We start from the raw sequence: 20,076 nt of genomic DNA on the forward strand, positions 1-20,076 counted from the left end.
GAGAGGGTGTGCCGTCAACCGTGCTTGGTCCAGACCTTTTGGAGTATGGCCAGCGGGCTGCTCCTCCGTCAATGTGGCCTCGAACTCCCTTGCCCGAAAGGGTATTTGACGTGCTCGAACGGTAGGCGGCCGCCGAGCCGCAGCCCGTTGGGGCAACGCGGCCGACGCAGCGCCACCGCGGGTGCGGGGGGTCGCTGCGGCAAGGGGGAACCACAGGCCGAGACACCACGGACCGGACCGGGGCGGGCCGGGGCAGGTCGGGCCGGGTCGCGGGGGCGCCGGTCGGTGCTGTCACGAGCTCGGCGTCGACCGCAGTCCTCGGACCGACGGTCTGCACGGCGTACCTGCAGGTCGCAGCCGTGCCCGGGAGGCCGGCCGAGGAGTACGGCAGGGCACTGGCCGCATCCGCTAGGCTGTCATCGGTCTGCCCTTGTCACCAGAGACTTCTGTTCCGGTTTTCTGGCAACATTCTCGGCAGGCCCCGCCTCAGTAGCTCAGGGGATAGAGCACGGCTCTCCTAAAGCCGGTGTCGCAGGTTCGATTCCTGTCTGGGGCACAGCGAGCCCAGAAGCCCCCCGCCCACCCGGCCGGGGGGCTTCTGCGCGTCCGGCGTCCGTTCGCCGTCGGCGGCGCCTTTCCCGCCGTCCGAGCCGGAGCCCGCCGTCCCCGCCCCGCCCGACGCCCTCACGAGTTCAGCCCGAGCGGTCCTTCCCCCGCCGCATCTCGGTGTCCAAGTACGCCTGCACCGGCGGGAACAAGCCGTACGGCACGAACGCGGCGATCTGCCCGTGAGTGATCCACGCCAGCTCGGCCAGCTCCTCGGTGTCGACCACCGCGGCGGTGCCTTCCACCACCTCGCAGGCGGCGTACGACATCCGGCGCCCGGTCTTCGGATGCACGCGCTCCCCGAGCACCCGGGTGGCCTGCACCGTCAGGCCGACCTCTTCCGCGGTCTCGCGGACAGCAGCCGCCTCCGGCGATTCGCCGGCCTCGATCTCACCGGCCGGGAACTGCCACGACAACTCGCCTTCCTCCACCCGGCGCTGCACCATCAGGACGCGACCGTCCCGCACGATGACGGCGGCGGCAATACCTGGTCTGTCGGTCTGCTCGGCCATGCTGCGGCTCCTCCACGGCGGCCAGGACGGGCCGGAAGATCGTACCGACCAACGTCCGGCGGACGGCCGCCGCCTGCGGAGATCGTTTATTCGCGGACAGGAATATTTCCGCGCCTCCGTGGACCGGGCCGCCCGAGCTGCGTAGCGTCGATCATGTCCGGCCCAACCAGGGCCACGCGCAAGGGGGTTCACCATGGCGGACAAGCCTGGGCTCACGCGGCTCACCACCACGGGCAGCGGGTCCGGTGAGTGCGGCCAGAACGACTGCCCGAACGTCTACGCCACGGACCGGGGTTCGTTCGTCGTGCAGGGGGACGTGTTCGACGGCTTCGCGCCGCCCGAGGGAGAGGGCCTGGTCGAAATCCCCGAGAGCGTGCTGCGGGAGGCCGTTCGTGTTCTTGGATGGTGAGGAGTGGCAGGCCAAGTTCCGCGACTTCCGTTCGGAGGCGTGGCGGCTTGAGACCCTGCCCGAGTACCGAATGCCGCAAGAAGCCGAAGAATTCCAGCGATTCCTCTCGGGTGAGCGCTTCGCCGGCCCCTTCGAGGACTACTGGACGGGGCTGATCCGCGGCCACCGGGAGAACGGGAGGACGCTCGGGCGGGTCCACGTCGTCTCCCGCCCCCTGTCGGACTACCTGCGGTTCGAATTCCAGCGCTACTACGCGCACAGCGCCCGAGCCGGCGAAGAGATCCGCATCCTCGACGTGACGGGACGGGAGAATCCGCTCGAAGGGGTCCAGGACTACTGGTTCTTCGACCGGGAGGCCGTGGTCCTGATGAACTACGAGTCGGACGGACGACAGATCAGCCGCGAGGTCTACGAGGGCGACCTCGCGCCGTTCGTCGAGTACCAGCGGATCGCGGTCGCCGAATCGGTTCCGTTCGTGGAGTACGTGAGCGGGCTTGACATTTGAGCCGACGGATCTGGGTCGGAGCAAGGCGGACCTGGCAGAGACACTGCGAACACTGCGGAGGCAGGCCGGTCTGAGCGGCGACCGGCTCGCTCTGCGCTGCGGCATGTCGCAGTCGAAAATCAGCAAGATCGAGACCGGCAGGGCAACGCCCTCACCGGTCGACGTGGAGCGCATCCTGCGCGCGCTGAACGCGCCGTCATCGCTGGTGGCGGAGATCGTGGCGCTGGCGAGGATCGCGAACACCGAATGGCAGGACGCCCGAAACCTCCGCCGGAAGGGACTGGACAAGAAGCAGGCCGAACTGGCGGAACTCGAGAAGTCAGCACGTGAATTCAGGTTCTTTCTGCTCTCGATGATCACGGGCCTGCTCTCGACCCCTGACTACGTCAAGGCCACGCTGGCCCATATCCCCGGCGACCACAGCAGAGCCATTGCCAGGAAACTGGACCGGCAGGCGGTCCTTTACGACCGGTCGAAATCCTTCACGTTCGTCCTGACCGAGCAGGCCGTCAGGTGGCCGATCCTCCGACCGGCCGCCATGGCGGTCCAGATCGACCACCTGGCGTCGCTGAGCCGTCTGCCGAGTGTCCGGCTCGGTGTGATCCCGATCGGCGGGTACCTTCCCAGTTGCCCGCTGAACACTTTCACGGTCTATGACAGCAGGATGGCCACGGTGGAGGTTTCGACCGGCGCCATGGTGTTTCGGGATCCACGCGATGTGCGGAGTTATCTCGACGAATTTACCGGTTACGAGCGCTGCGCACTGTTCGGCGACGAGGCAAGGGCCAGGCTGTCCGAGTGGTCGGACATGTGCCGTGGAGATCTTTAGTCGCGGGCGGGAATGTCGTTGATTACCGCGCCGGAATTCTCCTAGCCTGACTGCCGTTCGGACGCCGGTACCGGACCTGATGACCCAGTCCCGGCGCACCGCCGTGCGGGGACGGCTTCCCCGCAGGATCGAACGGGAAGGCAGCACCGTGAGCGACCTGTACGAGCTGGAGATCCCGCCCGGGCTGACCGCCTTCAAGGCGTGCGGCGGCAACCAGCAGTCGGACCACGAGACGTGCCCGACGCTGACGGAGGTGCCCGGGGTGGCCGGGGGCCTGTGGGTGATGGGCGACACCAAGCGGCCCGGCCTGCAACTGAGGTTCAGCACCGCCGAGTTGGCGGCAGCCGGCATCGACCCGGACCGCTTCGACACCGCCGTCTGACACACGCAGCGGACGGGCGGGCCTTCGTTCCCGACGCAACCGGGAGCGAGGACCCGCCCCCGATCAGGGTAGGCGCGCATGGACCACCGGGTAAGGCCCGCACCGCACTGGCACGGCTACACGTGGACGGGCAGCAAACGCCCCGAGGACAGGGACCGGCGGCCCCCCGAACCGCAGAACGGCCGGCGGCCGGTGCGGCCGAGCCCCGTCCCGCCGCTGGAGGTCGTGCACTGGCTGGCCAAACCGGCGGACCACATCAGGCTCACGACCCACGACCCGGCCGAAGTCCTGGACTGGCTCGGCCGGCAACTCGCCGACACCCCCGCCCTGGACACCGACCTCCCCCCGGCCGTCCGACTGCAACACGCCCGGACCTTCCTCGCCGCCCACCCCCACGACACGATCTGGACCTACTGGACCCCGGGCCGACAACTCCGCACCGTGGCCGCCGTCTCCTGCCCCCGCACCCCCGCCGGCCCCACCAGCGAAACACCCCCACCATGCCCTGTCCGGTTGCACTCACCTGAGGGAAGGGAAGGGGCGTTGCCGGACCTGGCGGGACGTCACACGCTCGGGTAGTGGCCCGCCTTGACGCTGGCGATGAAGGTCTGCCAGGTACGGGCGGTGAAGGCGAGGCGGGGGCCGTCGGGGTCCTTGGAGTCGCGGACGGTGCCGGGGTTGGCGTCGTCCACCTCGATGCAGTTTCCGCCGTCGTTACCGCTGTAGGACGACTTGCGCCAGGTGGAGGTGCCGGGGGCGAGGGGGCGGCTCATGTGCGTGTTCCTCCGGTGCTGGTGGAGAGTCGGACTCGTGCTGGTCGTCTACCCGGTTCTCCGATGGTTGGATCCACCGCGCCGCGCGAGCTACGCGTAGTAGGAGGCGTAGGCGGCGGTCTGCCGGGCCACCGAGAAGTCCTCGAAGTCGCCCGCCTCCTCGCACGCGAGCAGGCGTCGGAGCGCGGCCCGAGCCGGTGCGGACCGGTCGGCTGCCAAGTGGTCCTTGGTGGCGGCCAGTCCGCCGCCGCAGAGCAGGTGGATCTCGATCGACGCGTCGGCGTCCATGCTTGCGGTCTTGGCCTGCCAGATGAGCAGGACGTCGTCGGGTACGGCGGCGGTGAAGAGCTGGACGCAGCACAGTTTCATCAGCGCCGTGTCGCCCCGGCCCTGGGCGCGGCGTTCGGCGTCGGTCTGCTCCCGCAGGAGCTGACGGACTTCGTCGAGCTGCCCGGTGTCGGGGTGCAGCCCGTACCGCTGCAGCCACTCGTCTTCGTCCACTGCGCCGTCCTCACTCGAACACGCCCGGCAACTCGATCACAGCCGGGGCCGTGACGTGAAGGCCCCGGCGGGAACTCAGCCGGGGCCTTGTTGGAGCTGATGGGACATCATGCGTGGCGGTAGTGGCCTGCCTTGACGCTGGCGACGAAGGTCTGCCAGGTGTGGGCGGTGAAGGTGAGGCGGGGGCCGTCGGGGTCCTTGGAGTCGCGGACGGTGCCGGGGTTGGCGTCGTCCACCTCGATGCAGTTTCCGCCGTCGCTGCCGCTGTAGGACGACTTGCGCCAGGTGGAGGTGCTGAGATCGGTCGCTTCACTCATGTGCGTATTCCTCCGCCGCCGATTCGATCAGGGCCAGGGACGCCTCCGGCGACAGCGCGACGGCCCTGGCTAGATCGTATGACCTCTGGCAACGGACAACTATGGCCGGATCGTCAAGCAACTGGCCTGAGTACGGGCCCTCGACGTATGCCACGGGCGGGTCTTCCGCGAATGTCATCAGGATGATCGAACCCGCTGCCATGGCGTGCGCTCCGGCACTGAACGGCATGACCTGGACGAGGAGCTTTCCCGCTTCTGCCAGTGCCAGGAGGTGATGCAGCTGATTGGCCATCACGGGCCCATCGGCGACAGGTGTCCGGAGTACTGCTTCGTGGAGGATCATCCACAACAAGGGCGCTGTTGGGGCGGCCAGGATGCGAGCCCGTTCGAGTCGGGCCGCTACTTTGTCGTCTACCTCGGCTACTGGAGCGAACGGCTGACCGGTACGGATGACGGCACGCGCGTACTCGGGCGTTTGCAACAGCCCCGGGACCAATGTCGGGGCGTACTCGGAGATCGTCTCGGCCCGGGCTTCCAGCTCGGCCGTCCGCGCGAAGTGGGCAGCGTGCCGGGTGCGGGCCACCATCGGGTAGAGGCGGGCGAAGTAGCCACCCGTCTCCAAGGCGGCGTCGAGTCGTTTCGAGAGGTCCGCCTGCGGTTTCCGGACCGCGACCTCGATCTGGCCGATGTACGCGCCCGAGCAGAAGACCAGTTCGCCCAGCCCGCTCTGGGACAGCCCCTTCTCCTCGCGGAGCCTGCGGACCTCCGCCCCGTAGAAGGCGCTGGGGGAGGAGGCAGGGTCGAGGTTCTTTCCGCTGACCATCCGTCATGTCCCCGTTCCGGCAGTGCCCTTGCTGGGATGCGGCCCCTGTTCAGGGTAGCGACGGATGCCGACGCTGATGGGGAGAACCGGGCAGTCGACAGTACGGAGCGACGATGGCGGAGCTGGAGCAGGAGACGGCACGGTGGCGTGCCCACCGGGCGGAGGCGGAGGAGGCGGCGGATGCCGTGGAGACGGCGTGGCGGCTCGCGGGGCTGCCGTCCGAGCCCGGGGTGATGCCGGTGACGAGGGGGAGCGGGCTGGTCGCGGGGGCCCACGTCTCGCTCGGGGGGGTGCAGCGCGGCCACGGCCCGGGTGCTGGCCGAGGTGCTCACGGAGTACGCCCGGCTGACGGGGCGGTTGGTCGACGGGCGGTCGCGGCGGGTGCTGGCCCGGGTGTTCGCCGACTGCGGGGTGCGGCCGGTGTCGTCGGGCGACGGGGTGTACGTGGTGGCGAAGGGGCTGACCGCGTGAGCGGCGAGCGGTGGGAGCCCCGGGAGGGGCAGTCGGCGCACGATCGGCGTTCGGGCGAGGACGTGCGGGTGATGGCGGTGCACGCCTGCGGGGTGTTCGTCCGGAGTCTGCGGGACGGGCGGGAGAGCGTCACCACGCTGGGCGAACTCGTTCCGCCGGAGCGGGTGGCGGAGGAGTCGTGACGGAGCCTGCCGTCCGGGCCTGGGAGGCGGCCTCCCGGCTGGTGGAACTGCTCGACGTGGAGGTCAGGATGGCGGAGGAGGGCGAGGGCATCCGCATCTTCCTCGAACTGCCGCCCCACCGCAGGGAGACCAACCACCTCGAAGTGCTCTCGGTCCTGCAGGCCGCCGACCGCTTCGGCCACCGCCGGAGGTCCGGCCAGGAGCAGCTGTGGGCCGTCTACCGGAGCTTCCCCTGACGGGCCGGGGAACTCCGTGCTTCCCCGGCCCTGACACCTGCTCAGTCCGCTCGTGGGCGCCAGGTGGCTGCCTGCCGCGCTGCGACCTTGCCGCAGGTGAGCGCGACAACGGCTCCGGAAGCGGCGACAACGGCCAGTCCCAGGAAGAGGATGGGCAGGGACATCGTCCCGCCCTTGCCGAGGTTGATGAGCAACCGGCCGAGCAGGGCCGCGACCAGTGTCCCGGCCACCCCCACGACACTCAGGGGGAGAGCGAGGTTCCAGAACGCGATGCCGCGGTAGAACCGGGTGTCGGCACGGAAGGAGGCCAGCGGGCCGAGTGCCCGGGCCTGCTCCAGGAAGATCCCGGCAGCGCCGAGCGATCCCGCCAGGGCCAGAGCGAGGAGGCCGAGCAGCGCGACGTCGAGCAGCCAACGGATCTGTGCGGCCTGTGCGGCGGTGCCGAGGAACCAGGACTGCCCCGGCCGGTAGGTCATGGGGCCGATGAGGTGGGTGTACGCGGCCTGCTCGATCGCGGGGACACCAGCTTCACCCTCGTGGTTGAGGACGAGGAAGCCGTAGAGCGCGAGGTCACCGCCGGTCGCTGTGGAGGTGCAGCCGCAGACCGTTGTCACCGGCGCGCTGACCATCTCGTCGCCGAGAAAGACCTGACGCCCGAGCGGGGTGAGGGCCTCGAACGCCTCTTCTGGGCGAACGGGCTGCGCCGGGCAGGACCGAAGCCGTCCCAGTTCGGCCAGTGCCGCGCACTGGGCGGTGAGGGCGACTTCGGGCATGTCCTGGGTAGATTCCCGCTGCGGTGCGTAGAGCAAGGTGCGGGACGGGCCGACGGCCGCGATGAAGCCGTCCGCTGTCGCCGGGATGTTGCGTGAGCGGATTTGGACGAGGGAAGCACCCGACTGTTCGTACCGTTGCCTGGCCTGCTCCGCGGGGCCGGTGAACTGCGTGGTCAGGACTTGGCCGATGGTGACGATGCCCAGGCCGACGAGCAGGGCCGCACTGAGACGGGCCAGGGTGGCGGGGCGGGCCGCCAGCCACCGCCCCGCGATCAGCCGACCGGCGTCCCCCTTGGAGGCTCCGCGGTCGGCGAGCCTGCGGCCCAGGCGGCGGGCCACCTGTGAGGCGGTGTGGGGGAGGGAGACCAGCGTGATCGCCGCTCCGATGACGAATGCGGCGCGGCCGTCGACTCCGCGGTGGCTCGATCCCCAGACAGCCACGGCAAGTCCGGCTGCGAAGACCAGCGGCGCCCAGCGGGCGGGCTTGGGCGGCACCCTGGTCGGCCTGGTGCCGGTACGCACCGGCCTGCGGATTCCTGCGGCCACGACCAGCGCGAGCAGCACCGCGAGCACGCCGACCGCGAGGAGCGGTAGTTCGGGCAGGGCCGCGCGAAGGTCCTCCGACCAGACCCGGTAGCCGGTGAACGGCAGCTCCGGGGACGTGAAGGATACGGCGGCGGCCAGGCCGGTGCCGACCCCGACGCCGGCCGCGAGCGGCAGTGCGGCCTCTCCCGCGAGAACCAGCGCCCGCAGCCGGGTCGGTGCCCCGAGTGCGTCCAGCACGGACAGGCGCTGGTCGCGGGACTCGGACTGGCTGCGGACCGCGACCAGGACGAGGGCCGCGCACGGGAGGCCGGCCATGAGCAGGAGCAGGAGCAGCAGTTCGCCCACGCCCCGGTCGAACTGGTGGCTGCTGATGAAGAAGAAGACGCGGTCGGGGTTGCCGAACCGGCTGATGTAGGAGGTGCGTTCGTCGACCTCGTCGAAGAACCCCGGCCGGGCCGGGGTGGTGTAGACGACCAGTTCGGCGCCGTCGGCGAGGCCCTCGTGCGCGATGGTCCCGGCGAACTTCCCGTAGCGGTCGGCCATGGCGCCGTCCGCCGCGAGCAACGCGGGTGAGAGGTACGCCTCTCCCGGCTGGGGCCAGCGGGGCAGCCCGGGGGGTGGTGGGGCATCCTGGCGCAGGGGTTGGACGAAGACGACGGAGATGCCGCGGCCGTCCAGGGTGTCCGGCCGCTCCCACCAACGGGCTGCAGCGGACCCGCGCTCCGCTTCGGTGACGGGGACGGGGTTCCTGGCCGTCATGCGCAGCTCACGCTGCTCGTGCAGCACGGTGGAACTCACCGTGGCCCAGCAAGTGACGAAGACGATCAGGGCGGCGAAGAACAACGAGGCCCGGTGTACGTTGCCAGCCCGGCCCCGGCCGGCCCGGTGCCCGATGGCCAGGGCGATCCGGAGCCGCCCCGGCCCCGGACGGGTGGAACCTCCCCCGGCTGGACCGAGCGCCCCGCTCATCGGGGGACTCCGGCACTGTCCGCCGGCGCGAGGCGGCCGTCGGCCATCGTCAGCACCTGATCGGCCCGGGCCGCGACCTGCGGGTTGTGTGTGACGACGACCAGGGCACAGCCGTACCGTGCCGGCAACGAGAAGAGGAGGTCCGCGACGGCCGTCGAGGCCTTCCCGTCCAGGGCGCCGGTCGGCTCGTCCGCGAGAACCACCTGGGGCTGCCCGATCAGCGCCCGGGCCACGGCGACGCGTTGGCGCTCGCCGCCGGACAGTGCGCCGGTGTCCGTGCCCAGGACGTTCTTCACTCCGAGCCCCTCAAGCAGGTCGGTCCCGCGGGCGTACGCCTCTTCCCTGGCTACTCCGGCGAGGAGCGCGGGCAGCGCCGTGTTCTCCAACGGGCTCAGCTCGGGAAGGAGTTCACCGAACTGATAGATCATGCCGATGCTGCGAAGGCGCAGGGCGGCCCGACGTCCGGGAGCGAGGGAGGTGATGTCTTCACCCGCGATCCTGACGGTCCCTCGGGTGGGCTTCAGTAAACCGGCGAGCAGACCCAGCAACGTGCTCTTGCCGCATCCGCTCGGACCGGTGATCGCAACGCTCCGCCCGGCTCCGACGCTCAGGTCCACCGACTTCAACAGCGTCCGGTTGGCGATCCCGTAGTGGAGGTCGCTCGTCTCGACCCCGCCGAGCGCGGATTCGCTCGGGTCCATGTCCGCTCCCCATCGATTGCTAGGTGCACACAGTGCCGGGGCGGCGCCGATCGGCGCCGCCCCCGGTATCTACTGGTCAGTACCGGTACTCGAAGCTGGACCAGAGGTCCGGTGCCCAGTCGCGGAACTGGTGCGCCTGGTGACGGTACACCTTGTTGCCGCTGTCGCTGCCGCTACCGGTGCAGTTGCCGTTGCCCCGCGATTCCTTGATCGTCTGATGCGATCCGTTGTCGCGGTAGAAGTTGCTCTCCACGGCATTGCCGTCCGCGTCGCCGTCGCAGATCTGCACGCCGTTCCAGCTGTCGATGGCCGTTGAACAGCTGTTGGACGCGCAGACCTTGGCGGACGCGCTCGGCGCGCCGATGAGGACTGTTCCGCCGAGGACAACGGCGGCTACTATGGCTGCCCGCTTTCGCATTGCTTCTCCATCGCTAGGTTGTGGCCTGCGGGAGCGCAGGGTGCGGCGTTGGCGCGCCGCACCCACCCCCCAGATGAGTGCCGCCGGGTCGCCGTCACAGTGCGTAGCGTCTGTGTGCGATCCCGTGGCGTGATGATCCTGCCATCGCTCCAGCGGTTTTCGCAGCACCATTTAAGTCATGCAAAAAATAATTCAAGCCATGGAAAAGTCCTTGCAGATGTGATCCCGGGCGGCGGCTTCCGGGACAGCGCCGCCGCTCGGACCCGGCTCCGGCGGCAGTTCGGGCGGCACCGACGGCGCGGGCGGGCGGTTCCTCAGCGGCTGCACGCAGTCGTTGCCGAGGGGGCTTTCGACTCCACCGCTGCGTAGGGCCACTCCGTGGGGAGCAGGTCTTCGGCGGCACCGGCGGGGAGTTCGGCCCAGACGACCTTGCCGTCGGGGGCGGTGCGGTAGTAGCCCCAGCGGGAGGAGAGGGTGTCGACCAGGTGGAGGCCGCGGCCGCCGGTGGCGTCGGGGCCGGCTTCGCGGGGGCGGGGCGGGTGCGGGTCCCGGTCGCCGACCTGGACCAGGAGGTGGTCGCGGTCGAGGACCAGGGAGAGGGTGAAGCCGTGCGGGCCGCCGCGGGCCCGGACCGCGTTGGTGGCGAGTTCGGAGACCACCAGCCGGGCGGCGTCGGAGAGTTCGACCCGGGCGTGCCAGCAGTGCAGGACCTGGGCGGTGTGGCGGCGGGCCCCGGAGACCGACTCCGGGGTGCTGTCGAGCGTCAGCAGGCTGAGCTGTGGACGGCTGCGGGGCATCGCGGACCTCCGGGGGGGCTGTGGCACGGGCACGGGCACCCGCCGACGACAGGAGACGGCCCGCACGGTCCAGACTCCGACGGTGCGCCACCGGCCCGCCACGGTCGGAAGTCCCCTGGCGGAGGGCACTTTCGGCCGTGGCGGGCCGGTCGGAGGTGAGGGGAGGACGGCCGGGGTCAGCCGCGGCGGGGCTCCCAGCGCAGCAGGCGGCGGGAGAGCATCGCGGCGGCGGCCAGCCAGGCGGCGAGCAGCAGCAGCGAGGGGCCGGCCGCCGCCCAGCCGTGCAGCAGGTCGAGTTCCCGGAGCGGGCCGCCGGCCCAGGTCTCGGCGCCGAACTCGCGGCCGAACCAGGCGGTGCGCAGCCCCCGGATCACGGGGGAGAGCGGCAGGGCCCCGGCCGGTCCCTGCAGCCAGCCGGGCAGGCCGGCGACGGGGGTGAACACGCCCGCGCCGAACATGCACAGCACCAGGACGGGCGTGGCCACCAGCGGCGCCGACTCGGCGGACGGCGTCACTCCCGACAGGGCCACCGCCAGCACCGAGAACAGCAGGTAGCCGCCGAGCAGGGTGAGCAGCAGCAGCACCGGGTCGGCCGGCAGCGGCGCGCCGAACCAGACCACCGCGACGCCGCCCAGCACCAGCGCCTGGATCAGCACCACCACGCCGCCCGCGCCCAGTTGCCCGGCGAAGATCGCGCTCGGCGGGCACTCGGTGCCGCGCAGCCGCTTGAGCACCAGCTCCTCGCGGCGCGACACCACGCTGCCCAGCAGGTTGACGAACGAGGTCACCAGGGCCAGCCCGAGCAGCCCGACCGCCACGTACCCGGCGGCGTTCACCCCGCCGATCTCCTTGTCGCGCAGCGGCGCCGCGATCACCAGGTTGAGCAGCACCGGCAGCAGGAACCCGATGAAGGTGGAGCGCCGGTTGCGCCAGAACACCTTCCAGTCCAGCGCGAACTGGCCCTTGGCGTACGTGAACCAGCTCATCGGGACGCTCCCAGGGGGGTGGGGGAGGGGACAGCGGCGGTGGCGAGGTCGAGGAAGACGTCCTCCAGCGAGCCGGTGCGCACCTCCAGGCCGTCCAGTTCGACGCCCCGGTCCGCCGCCCAGGCGTGCAGCGCGGCCAGCGCGGGCGCCGAGCGGGGCACCCGGTAGACCGCCCGGCCGCCGGTCAACGACGGTGCGGCGCCGAGCAGTTCGGGCAGCGCGGCGAGTTCGCGGCCGGGCGGCAGCGGCAGGCTGATCAGGTCGCCGCGGCCGGACAGCACCTCGGCGACGGTGCCCGCGGCGGCGATCGTGCCGCGGTCCATGATGGCGACCCGGTCGGCCAACTGCTGGGCCTCCTCCAGGTAGTGGGTGGTCAGCACCACCGTGGTGCCGGCCGCCCGCAGCTCCTCGACCAGGCGCCAGGTGGAGCGCCGGGCCTCCGGGTCCATGCCGGTGGTCGGCTCGTCCAGGAACAGCAGCTCCGGGTCGTTCAGCACGGCCAGCGCCAGGTCCAGGCGGCGGCGCTCGCCGCCGGACAGCTGGGAGACCCGGGTGCCGGCCTTCGGCTCCAGCGCGACCCTCGCCAGCACCTCGGCGGTCGGCCGGGCCCCGCTGGTGAAGGCGCGCCAGCAGTCGACGGTCTCCTTGACCGTCAACTCCTTGAAGAACCCGCCCTCCTGGAGCATCGTCCCGGTGCGCCGGCGCACCTGCGGGCCCGCCGTGAACGGGTCCAGGCCGAGCACCCGGACCCGGCCGGAGGTCGGCGGGTGGTAGCCCTCCAGCACCTCCAGGGTGGTGGTCTTGCCCGCACCGTTGGTGCCGAGCAGGGCGAAGAGTTCGCCGCGGGCGATCGAGAAGGAGATGCCGCGCACCGCCTCGTAATCGCCGTAACTGCGCCGCAGATCCACTACCTCCACGGCCGGGGAATTCTCGGAAAGAGGTGTCATGCATGCAGCGTGACGGGTGCGGACGGGGAACGGCAAGTAGCGCATCGATGCAGGTCAGAACATGTGCAAAATGTCATCTCGGGCGGTGACATTTACGCCCTGCGGAATCTGACATCTCCTACTGCACGGACTTTCGGAACTCGGTCATAGTTGAGACATCGCCGAGAGCGGAACCGGAGAAAAGCGAAACCGGGAAAGCGGGCGGCGAGAAAAGGGTAAACCGGGGCGGCCGGTCCGAGAAGCGGGCCGGCGCCGCGAAACCGAGGGAGATTCCCATGGCGCAGAACGAGATCAACAAGGACGAGCAGTTCGACATCGAGGTCGAGGAGCTGGACACCGTCAACGGCGGCGTCTCCGTCTCCTCCCTGCTCTCCGCCGCCTGCCCGGTGTCGAGCTTCAGCTCGGTGTCGAACTCCGTCGCCGAGGTCGCGGCCGAGTAATTCGGGACCTGTGCGGGGGTGGTCCGCTCTCCGGCGGCCCACCCCCGCACCCCGCTCCGGCACCGGGGGCCCACCCCCGAGGCCCGGCACCAACGACCCAGCCCCACCGCCAGATTGAAGGAGAGCCGGGCATGGACAGCCTCCGGCACGAGCTGACGCGGTTCATCCAGCAGCCCGCCGCTCAGCAGGACCCACCCGCGCTCTACCGCCGGCTGCTGACCGAGGCGCCCGTGCTGGACCTCGGCCCGCTGTACGTGGTCTCCGGCCACCAGGAGATCCTCACCGTCCTGATGAACCCCGGCACCAACGTCGACCCGACCACCGTCGGCCTGCCCCGGGCGGGCAACACCGCGCTGCTGCGGGTGGTCAACCGGATGCTGCCGATGCGCGACGGCGCCGACCACACCCGGCTCAAGCGGCTGGCCACCGCCGCGTTCAGCCACCGCAGGCTGGAGCAGATGCGCGAGCGGATCGAGGGCACCGCCGCCCGGCTGCTCGCCCCGCTGATCGCCGCCGGCTCCTTCGACCTCGTCGCCGACCTGGCCGTCCCGCTGCCGGTCGCCGTCTCCTGCGCCATCCTCGACGTCCCCGACTCCGAGCAGGACCGGATCACCGGCTGGGCGAGCCTGGTCGCCCGCGCGATGCTCGACCCCTTCGGCGACGGCCCCGAGGCCGCCGAGATCGACGCCGAGTTCGCCGAATTCCACGCCTACGTCGAGGAGTTGTGCGCCGCCCGGGCCGCCGCCCCCGGTGACGACCTGATCAGCCGGCTGACCACCGCGCGCGGCGAGGGCCGGCTCGACACCGAGGAACTGCTCGCCTTCGTGGTGATGCTGCTGGCCAACGGCCTGGAGACGCTCACCTCCGGACTGGCCGTCGCCGCCTGGGAGTTGATCCGCACCCCCGGCCTGACCGCCCGGGTGCGCACCGAACCCGCGCTGGCCGCCGCCGTGTTCGACGAGGCCCAGCGACTCGGCAGCCCCGTCCGCGCCAGCGCCCGCGCCCTGACCCGCGAGGTCGCGCTCGGCGACACCACCGTCCCGGCCGGCAGCGTCGCCATGCTGCTGTACGCCGCCGCCAACCGGGACCCGCGCCGCTTCGCCGACCCCGACCGCTTCGACCCCGACCGCCCCGAACGCGGACACCTCGCCTTCGGCCACGGCCCGCACCACTGCCTGGGCGCCCCGCTCTCCCTGATCGCCGGCTCCGCCGTCCTGCGCGGCCTCGCCGAGGCCGACGCCGTAAGGGAGTTGAGCACCACGCTGACCGACGCCACCGCCCGCCGGAACGAACAGTTCGCCTTCGGCGGAGTGCGCGAACTGCCGGTGGCCTGCCCGCCGCGCACCGAACTGATGGAGGTGGCGGCATGAGCACCGCGACGGAGTCGACAGCCGAGCCGACGGCCGAGTCGGCGGTCGTACCGGCAGCCGAGCCGACGGCCGGGGCACAGGCCGCTCCAGCAGCCGGGCCGCAAGCCGCTACGGCAGCCGCGCCGCAGGCGCGCTCGCAGACGGCCGCGGTCGCCGCCGCCCGGGCCGCCGCCGTGCTCGAACCCGGGCTCGACCAGCCGGTGCGGCTGGTCGGGGCCCGGCTGTGGCTGGCCGGTGCCGCGCTGGTGCTGGCCGTCGGCGCGGGCGCGAGCTGGACGGTGTGGGGGCGCCTGCCGCACACCCTGACCGTGCACGCGGTCGCCGCGCACGGGGACGCGCCCGTCCGGGTGGCCGCCGAACGCGCGGGCAGCCTGGTCGAGTTCGAGGTCCGGCCGGGCGAGCGGGTGGTCGCCGGCCAGGTGCTCGCCCTGGTCGGCGACGCCGGGCTGACCGCCCCCGCGGCCGGCACCGTCAGCGCCCTGCTGGCCGCGCCAGGTGACCAACTCGCGCCCGGAGCACCCGTGTTGACGCTGGACGCGGCCGCCGCGCCGCCCACCGTCCGGCTGCTGCTGGACAACCCGAAGGACGCCGCGAAGCTCACCCCCGGCCTGCCCGTGCTCGTCCCGGCCCCGGGCGGGGGCGCGGTCCGCGCCGTCGTCGACCGGGTCGAGCCGCTGCCCGTCCGCGCGGACTCGCTCGACGGCACCCTGCCGGTCGCCGTCCCCGGCCTGCCCGCCGGCCCGGCCCCCGTCTGGGTGGCGTACGCCCGGCTCCCGCAGGGCGTCGCGCTGAACGGGCCGCTGGCGCTGGACGTCCGGGTCGACCTCGGCAGCCGGCACCCGTACCAGGCGGTGCTCGGACAGGAGGCCAAGCGATGAAGCCCGCGCAGAGCGCCACCGTCGAACCGCCCGCCGGCACCGAACCGCGCACCGCCGGCAGCGGCACCCCCGGACCCGCAGCACCGAAGCCGAAGCCGACGACCGCCCCCAGGTGCAAGAAGCCGCGCAGTTACCTGCGCACGCCCGTGGTGCCGCAGATGGAGGAGCAGGACTGCGGGGCGGCCTGCCTCGCCGTGGTGCTCGGCGCGTTCGGGCGGCGGGTGACGCTCAACGAGGCGTCCCGGGCCTGCGGGGTCAGCCGGGACGGGGTCAGCGCCGCCGCCGTCGCCCGCGCCGCCGGGCGGTACGGGCTGCTGGCCCGCGGCCGCCGGGTGGTGCGCCGCGAGGGCGAGCGGCTGGAGGGCCTCGACGCGGTGCCGGTGCCGTCGATGGTGCTGGTCACCGGCCCGCACTTCGCCGTCTTCGAGGGCGTCAAGCGCGGCCGGGTGCACGTCAACGACCCCTCGCTGGGCTCCTACTCGACCACCCCGGCCGAGTTCTGGGAGTCGTTCGCGGGCATCGCCGTCGGCTTCGAACCCGGCCCCGACTTCGAACGCGGCGGCCGCCGCTTCCCGCTGCTGCGCTCGCTCGGCGCCCGGCTGCGGCCCTACGCCTGGCCGATGCTGGCCGCGGTGCTGGTCGGCATGCTGATGACGGTGCCCGGCGTGGCCTCCGCGTTCCTGCTGCGCACCTACCTGTCCGCCGTGGTCAACGGCGGCGCGAGCGGCTGGGCGGTGCCGCTCACGCTGGCCGGCCTGACCGTCACCGGACTGGTCCTGGCCGGGAACTGGCTGCGCTCCGCGATGGTCAACCGGGTGCTGGAGGCGATGGCCGCCCGCTCCTCGGCGGCCTTCCTGTGGCGGATGCTGCGGCTGCCCGGGGCGTTCTTCCACCGCCGCCAGCTCGGCGGCCTGGTCACCCGGGTGCAGCTCAACGACGGCCTGGCCAACCTGCTCTCCTACCGGGTGGCGGGCGCCGCCTCCTCACTGGCCGCCGCCGCCGTGCACCTCACCGCGCTGCTCTGGCTCGCCCCGAAGCTCGCCGCGATCCCGCTCGCCGTCGCCGCCCTGGACGCGCTCGCGCTGCGCTCCGCCGACCGGCGGCGCGGCGGCATGATCCACCGGCTGCACGCCGAGGGCCACAAGCGCGACGGCGTCGCGTTCGCCGGGGTCTCGGCGATCGAGACCGTCAAGGCCGAGGGCGCCGAGGACGCGCTGTTCCGCTCCTGGGCCGGCTGGCAGGCCCGCGCCGCCCACACCGGGCAGCGGGTCGCCGAGACCGTCCTGGTGCCGCTCTCGCTGCCCGGCGCCCTCAACTCGGCCGCCGCGGCCGCCGCGGTGATCGCCGGAACCGCCCTGCTGCTGGCCGGCTCGCTCTCCTTCGGCACCCTGCTGGCCTTCCTGCTGCTGCTCAACGGCTTCCTCCTGCCGGTCTCCCAACTCGTCGGTACCGGAGCCGAGTTCACCGTCGCCCGGGCCCAGAACGCCCTCCTGGAGGACATCGAGACCAGCGAGGTCGACCCGTACCTCGCCCCGGTCCTCGACACCCCCGCCGAGCCGGTCCGGCTGCGCGGCGAACTCGAACTGCGCGACCTGGAGTTCGGCTACGACCCGAACCGGCCGCCCGCCCTCGCCGGCATCTCGCTGCGGATCGCCCCCGGCGAGTGGGTCGCCGTGGTCGGCGGCAGCGGCAGCGGCAAGTCCACCCTGGCCCGGCTCGCGGCCGGCGTGCTGCGCCCCTGGAAGGGCGAGGTGCTGCTCGACGGGCGCCCCCGCGATGACTGGCACCGCGGCGTCGTCACCGGCCAGGTCGCCTACGTGGAACAGCAGTTGCGGCTCTTCGAGGGCACCGTCCGAGAGAACCTGACGCTCTGGGACCCGTCGGCCGACGAGGACACCCTGCACCGCGCCCTCGCCGACGCCGAAGCCGCCGAACTGGTCCGCCGCCGCGGCGGACTGGACGCGCCGATCGACGAGGACGCCCGCAACTGGTCCGGCGGCGAACGCCAGCGCCTGGAGATCGCCAGGGCACTGGCCCTCGACCCGGCCCTGATCGTGCTCGACGAGGCCACCAGCGCCCTCGACGCCCACACCGAGGCCGCCGTCAACGCCCACCTGCGCCGCCGCGGCACCAGCTGCCTGGTCCTGGCCCACCGCCTCAGCACCATCCAGGCCGCCGACCGGGTCGTGGTGATCCGCGAGGGCCGGATCGTCCAGCAGGGCCCACCCGCCGAACTCGCCGAACAAGACGGCCCCTACCGGGAGTTGCTCCGCGAGTCGGCTCCTGCCGGGCGGGCTGGGATCGCCGAGCCCACCCGGACCTCCGAGCCCACCCGGACCTCCGAGCCCACCCGGACCCCCGACCCCACCCAGACCCCCGACCCCACCCAGACAACCCAGACAGCCCAGACCACCCGGCCCACCCAGAACCGCCCCGCCCGGACGGAGGAGCAGGCATGAGCACCACCATCACCGCCGCCCGTCGGGGCGGGTCGCAGACCGCCGCGGGGGACGAGGAGCGCGATCCGGCGACCCGGATCGACGCCACCGTGGCGGCCAACCGGACCGCGCTCGCGGACGTGTTGGCCGAGTTGGGCACCGCCGACAGCCGTCCGCACACCTCCCCGCGCCCCGGCGGCACCTCGCCGGCAGCGCCGCGCCACCGCGCGGACCAGGCGCGGGAGGTGCTGCGGGCGCTGGGCGTCGCGGTGCCGAAGGAGGTCCCCGCCGCGGTGCGGGACGCCGCCGATCCGGTGACGGCGCTGCTGCGCCGGGCCGGGGTGCGCTGGCGTCCGGTCACCCTGGCCGGCGGGGACGAGAGCGGCACGGCCGGGCCGATGGTGGCGTTCGCCGCCGAGGACGGCCGGCCGATCGCCCTGATACCCCGGGCCGGGCGGCACCGCCGCCACGACCCGGACCCGGAACGGGCTGCCACCCGTTCCGGGTTGAGCCGCCAGGCGCTGCTGCTGTACCCGCCGCTGCCGCCGGGGTGCCCGACCCCGGCCGACCTGCTGCGCTTCGCCCTCGCCGTGCCCGGTGCCCGCCGGGACCTCGGGGTGCTGAGCGCGGCGGGTCTGGTGTCGGCGCTGCTCGGCCTGCTCGTCCCGCTGTCCACCGGAGTGCTGCTGCCCGGCCTGCTGCTGGCCGAACGGCACCCGGTGCGCTGGCTGGCCGTGCTGCTGGGCTCCGCGGTGGTGGCGTCCTGGCTGCTCACGCTGGTCCGCAACACCGCGGCCGTCCGGCTCACCAGCCGGGTGCAGCACGCGCTCGAACCCGCCGTCTGGGACCGGTTGCTGGCCCAGGACGCCAGGTTCTTCCGCGACTACACCACGGGCGACCTGGTGCACCGGGCGAACGCGGTGGCGCAGGCCCGGCAGGCCCTCTCGGAGGTGCTGGTGGGCGCCGTGCTGGGCGCGGTGTTCGCCGTCACCGGGCTGACCGTCCTGCTGCTGGTGGACTGGCGGCTCGGCGGGCTGCTGCTGCTCGCCGTGCTGGCGGTGACGGCCGCGCTGCTGCTGCTCGGCCGTCGCCGCCAGGAGCACGAGTCGAAGGTGTACGCGGCGCACGGGCAGCTCCAAGGGGTGCTGTACGGGCTGCTGCTGGGCATCGACAAGGTGCAGACCGCCGGCCGGGAGATCCAGGCGTTCGCCCGCTGGGCCGTCCCGTTCGCCGGGCAGAAGCGCGCCGACGCCGCCGCGATGCGCACCGAGGCGCTCTCCGGTGCCCTCACCACCGCGTTGCAGCCCCTGCTGCTGGCCGTGCTGCTGGCCGGGGCGACGTTCGGCCCGGCCGCCGAGGCCGGGCACCTGATGGCGGCCGGGGTGGCCGCCGGACAGGTCGCCCTGGCGCTCGGCCAGGTCACCCACGCCGCGGCCGGCGCGTACGGCGTCGCCCCGGTGCTGGAGCGGCTGCGGCCGATCCTCGCCGAGCCGGCCGTGAACGCCGCCGAACGGGCCGGGCAGCTCGCCGACCCCGGCCGCCTGAAGGGGCAACTCGCCCTGGAGGACGTGGTGTTCCGCTACCCGGGCAGTGCGCTGCCGACCCTGGACGGGGTGTCGCTGCACGCCGAGCCCGGCGAGTTCGTCGCGGTGGTCGGCCCGTCCGGCGCCGGGAAGTCCACCCTGGTCCGGCTGCTGCTCGGCTTCGAGCGGCCCGAGTCCGGCGCGGTCCGCTACGACGGGCGCGAACTCACCTCGCTGGACGCCCGGTTGGTGCGCCGCCAGCTCGGCTCGGTGCTCCAGCACGGCCGGATGCTGCGCGGCTCGCTGCTGGAGAACCTGGCCGGCGCCGACCCCGACATCGACGAGGAGCGGATCTGGCACGCCGCCGAACTCGCGGGCATCGCCGACGAGTTGCGCGCCCTGCCGATGGGCCTGGGCACCAGGGTCGGTGAGGACGCCCAGGGCTTCTCCGGCGGCCAGGTGCAGCGCCTGCTGCTGGCCCGCGCCCTGGTCCGCGACCCGGCCGTGCTGCTGCTCGACGAGGCCACCTCCGCGCTCGACAACGCCACCCAGCAGCGGGTCGCCGAGGCCGTCGCCGGACTCGACCGCACCCGCCTGGTGATCGCCCACCGACTGAGCACCATCCGCACCGCCGACCGGATCTACGTGCTGGACGGGGGCCGGGTGTCCGCCGAGGGCACCTACCGCGAACTGCTCGGCACCGAACCGCTGTTCACCCGCCTCGCCCGCTTCCAGGAGATGTGA

The 20,076-nt window shown here is 72.6% G+C and carries 23 protein-coding genes and 1 tRNA gene; 13 read left to right on the plus strand and 11 right to left on the minus strand.

The window, feature by feature from the left end; all coding sequences use genetic code 11:
- The first annotated feature begins 483 nt into the window (after positions 1 to 483).
- Positions 484 to 556, plus strand: a tRNA-Arg gene (locus tag OU787_RS19125).
- Positions 557 to 692: 136 nt separating this feature from the next.
- Here OU787_RS19125 and OU787_RS19130 read toward each other — a convergent pair.
- Complete coding sequence (locus OU787_RS19130) at positions 693 to 1,118, minus strand: NUDIX hydrolase (protein WP_268660096.1); 426 nt, start codon at positions 1,116 to 1,118, stop codon at positions 693 to 695.
- Positions 1,119 to 1,311: 193 nt separating this feature from the next.
- On the opposite strand from OU787_RS19130, the gene OU787_RS19135 reads away from it, so the two are divergent.
- From OU787_RS19135 to OU787_RS19150, 4 genes are all read left to right on the plus strand, one after another.
- The gene (locus tag OU787_RS19135; RefSeq protein ID WP_030459052.1) at positions 1,312 to 1,527 is read left to right on the plus strand and encodes a hypothetical protein; all 216 of its coding nucleotides are present in this window, start codon (positions 1,312 to 1,314) and stop codon (positions 1,525 to 1,527) included.
- Positions 1,511 to 2,032, plus strand: coding sequence for a DUF6879 family protein (locus OU787_RS19140; protein WP_268660097.1), 522 nt, complete (start codon positions 1,511 to 1,513; stop codon positions 2,030 to 2,032). The genes OU787_RS19135 and OU787_RS19140 overlap by 17 nt, the downstream gene beginning before the upstream one ends.
- On the plus strand, positions 2,022 to 2,861 hold the full coding sequence (locus tag OU787_RS19145) for a helix-turn-helix domain-containing protein (RefSeq protein WP_268660098.1): 840 nt from the start codon (positions 2,022 to 2,024) through the stop codon (positions 2,859 to 2,861). Before OU787_RS19140 ends, OU787_RS19145 begins: the two co-directional genes overlap by 11 nt.
- 148 nt (positions 2,862 to 3,009) lie before the next feature.
- The gene (locus OU787_RS19150) at positions 3,010 to 3,243 is read left to right on the plus strand and encodes a DUF397 domain-containing protein (protein WP_268660099.1); all 234 of its coding nucleotides are present in this window, start codon (positions 3,010 to 3,012) and stop codon (positions 3,241 to 3,243) included.
- A gap of 563 nt (positions 3,244 to 3,806) precedes the next feature.
- Here OU787_RS19150 and OU787_RS19155 read toward each other — a convergent pair.
- The 4 genes from OU787_RS19155 to OU787_RS19170 all read right to left on the minus strand — a co-directional run bounded on the left by OU787_RS19155 (position 3,807) and on the right by OU787_RS19170 (position 5,657).
- Positions 3,807 to 4,016 carry a DUF397 domain-containing protein gene (locus OU787_RS19155; protein ID WP_268660100.1) on the minus strand — a complete coding sequence of 70 codons (210 nt, stop codon included), beginning with the start codon at positions 4,014 to 4,016 and terminating at the stop codon, positions 3,807 to 3,809.
- A gap of 90 nt (positions 4,017 to 4,106) precedes the next feature.
- Positions 4,107 to 4,517: a hypothetical protein gene (locus OU787_RS19160; protein ID WP_268660101.1), complete on the minus strand. Its 411-nt coding sequence runs from the start codon at positions 4,515 to 4,517 to the stop codon at positions 4,107 to 4,109.
- A 107-nt stretch (positions 4,518 to 4,624) separates the two neighbouring features.
- Complete coding sequence (locus OU787_RS19165) at positions 4,625 to 4,834, minus strand: DUF397 domain-containing protein (RefSeq protein ID WP_268660102.1); 210 nt, start codon at positions 4,832 to 4,834, stop codon at positions 4,625 to 4,627.
- On the minus strand, positions 4,827 to 5,657 hold the full coding sequence (locus OU787_RS19170) for a helix-turn-helix domain-containing protein (protein ID WP_268660103.1): 831 nt from the start codon (positions 5,655 to 5,657) through the stop codon (positions 4,827 to 4,829). Before OU787_RS19170 ends, OU787_RS19165 begins: the two co-directional genes overlap by 8 nt.
- A 324-nt stretch (positions 5,658 to 5,981) precedes the next feature.
- Between OU787_RS19170 and OU787_RS19175 the strand changes: the two genes are divergently transcribed.
- From OU787_RS19175 to OU787_RS19185, 3 genes are read left to right on the plus strand one after another with little or no spacing between them, the layout of a single operon-like run.
- The gene (locus tag OU787_RS19175) at positions 5,982 to 6,128 is read left to right on the plus strand and encodes a hypothetical protein (RefSeq protein WP_268660104.1); all 147 of its coding nucleotides are present in this window, start codon (positions 5,982 to 5,984) and stop codon (positions 6,126 to 6,128) included.
- A complete protein-coding gene (locus tag OU787_RS19180) occupies positions 6,125 to 6,310 on the plus strand; it encodes a hypothetical protein (protein WP_030459040.1) in 186 nt (61 codons plus the stop codon). The genes OU787_RS19175 and OU787_RS19180 overlap by 4 nt, the downstream gene beginning before the upstream one ends.
- On the plus strand, positions 6,307 to 6,546 hold the full coding sequence (locus OU787_RS19185; protein ID WP_268660105.1) for a hypothetical protein: 240 nt from the start codon (positions 6,307 to 6,309) through the stop codon (positions 6,544 to 6,546). The genes OU787_RS19180 and OU787_RS19185 overlap by 4 nt, the downstream gene beginning before the upstream one ends.
- Positions 6,547 to 6,587: 41 nt before the next feature.
- Here OU787_RS19185 and OU787_RS19190 read toward each other — a convergent pair whose 3' ends face one another.
- The 6 genes from OU787_RS19190 to OU787_RS19215 all read right to left on the minus strand — a co-directional run bounded on the left by OU787_RS19190 (position 6,588) and on the right by OU787_RS19215 (position 12,683).
- Positions 6,588 to 8,708: a hypothetical protein gene (locus tag OU787_RS19190; protein WP_268660106.1), complete on the minus strand. Its 2,121-nt coding sequence runs from the start codon at positions 8,706 to 8,708 to the stop codon at positions 6,588 to 6,590.
- Between the two features lie 122 nt (positions 8,709 to 8,830).
- Positions 8,831 to 9,535 (minus strand): ABC transporter ATP-binding protein, encoded by a 705-nt coding sequence (locus tag OU787_RS19195; protein WP_268660107.1) that lies wholly within the window; start codon positions 9,533 to 9,535, stop codon positions 8,831 to 8,833.
- A gap of 76 nt (positions 9,536 to 9,611) precedes the next feature.
- Entirely contained in the window at positions 9,612 to 9,953 is a 342-nt protein-coding gene (locus OU787_RS19200) for a hypothetical protein (protein ID WP_268660108.1), read from the minus strand.
- 314 nt (positions 9,954 to 10,267) lie between these two features.
- Entirely contained in the window at positions 10,268 to 10,750 is a 483-nt protein-coding gene (locus OU787_RS19205; RefSeq protein WP_268660109.1) for an ATP-binding protein, read from the minus strand.
- Positions 10,751 to 10,926: 176 nt separating this feature from the next.
- Complete coding sequence (locus OU787_RS19210) at positions 10,927 to 11,736, minus strand: ABC transporter permease (RefSeq protein WP_268660110.1); 810 nt, start codon at positions 11,734 to 11,736, stop codon at positions 10,927 to 10,929.
- Positions 11,733 to 12,683 carry an ABC transporter ATP-binding protein gene (locus OU787_RS19215; RefSeq protein WP_268660111.1) on the minus strand — a complete coding sequence of 317 codons (951 nt, stop codon included), beginning with the start codon at positions 12,681 to 12,683 and terminating at the stop codon, positions 11,733 to 11,735. Before OU787_RS19215 ends, OU787_RS19210 begins: the two co-directional genes overlap by 4 nt.
- A 275-nt stretch (positions 12,684 to 12,958) precedes the next feature.
- On the opposite strand from OU787_RS19215, the gene OU787_RS19220 reads away from it, so the two are divergent.
- The 5 genes from OU787_RS19220 to OU787_RS19240 all read left to right on the plus strand — a co-directional run bounded on the left by OU787_RS19220 (position 12,959) and on the right by OU787_RS19240 (position 20,076).
- Positions 12,959 to 13,123, plus strand: a complete 165-nt coding sequence (locus OU787_RS19220; RefSeq protein ID WP_157852240.1) for a hypothetical protein — start codon at positions 12,959 to 12,961, stop codon at positions 13,121 to 13,123.
- A 131-nt stretch (positions 13,124 to 13,254) separates the two neighbouring features.
- Positions 13,255 to 14,493 (plus strand): cytochrome P450, encoded by a 1,239-nt coding sequence (locus OU787_RS19225; RefSeq protein ID WP_268660112.1) that lies wholly within the window; start codon positions 13,255 to 13,257, stop codon positions 14,491 to 14,493.
- Positions 14,490 to 15,371 (plus strand): hypothetical protein, encoded by an 882-nt coding sequence (locus OU787_RS19230; RefSeq protein ID WP_268660113.1) that lies wholly within the window; start codon positions 14,490 to 14,492, stop codon positions 15,369 to 15,371. The genes OU787_RS19225 and OU787_RS19230 overlap by 4 nt, the downstream gene beginning before the upstream one ends.
- Positions 15,368 to 17,830 carry an ATP-binding cassette domain-containing protein gene (locus OU787_RS19235; RefSeq protein WP_268660114.1) on the plus strand — a complete coding sequence of 821 codons (2,463 nt, stop codon included), beginning with the start codon at positions 15,368 to 15,370 and terminating at the stop codon, positions 17,828 to 17,830. The genes OU787_RS19230 and OU787_RS19235 overlap by 4 nt, the downstream gene beginning before the upstream one ends.
- On the plus strand, positions 17,827 to 20,076 hold the full coding sequence (locus tag OU787_RS19240) for an ATP-binding cassette domain-containing protein (protein ID WP_268660115.1): 2,250 nt from the start codon (positions 17,827 to 17,829) through the stop codon (positions 20,074 to 20,076). Before OU787_RS19235 ends, OU787_RS19240 begins: the two co-directional genes overlap by 4 nt.

Source organism: Kitasatospora sp. YST-16, assembly GCF_026802215.1.
Lineage (GTDB): Bacteria > Actinomycetota > Actinomycetes > Streptomycetales > Streptomycetaceae > Kitasatospora > Kitasatospora cineracea.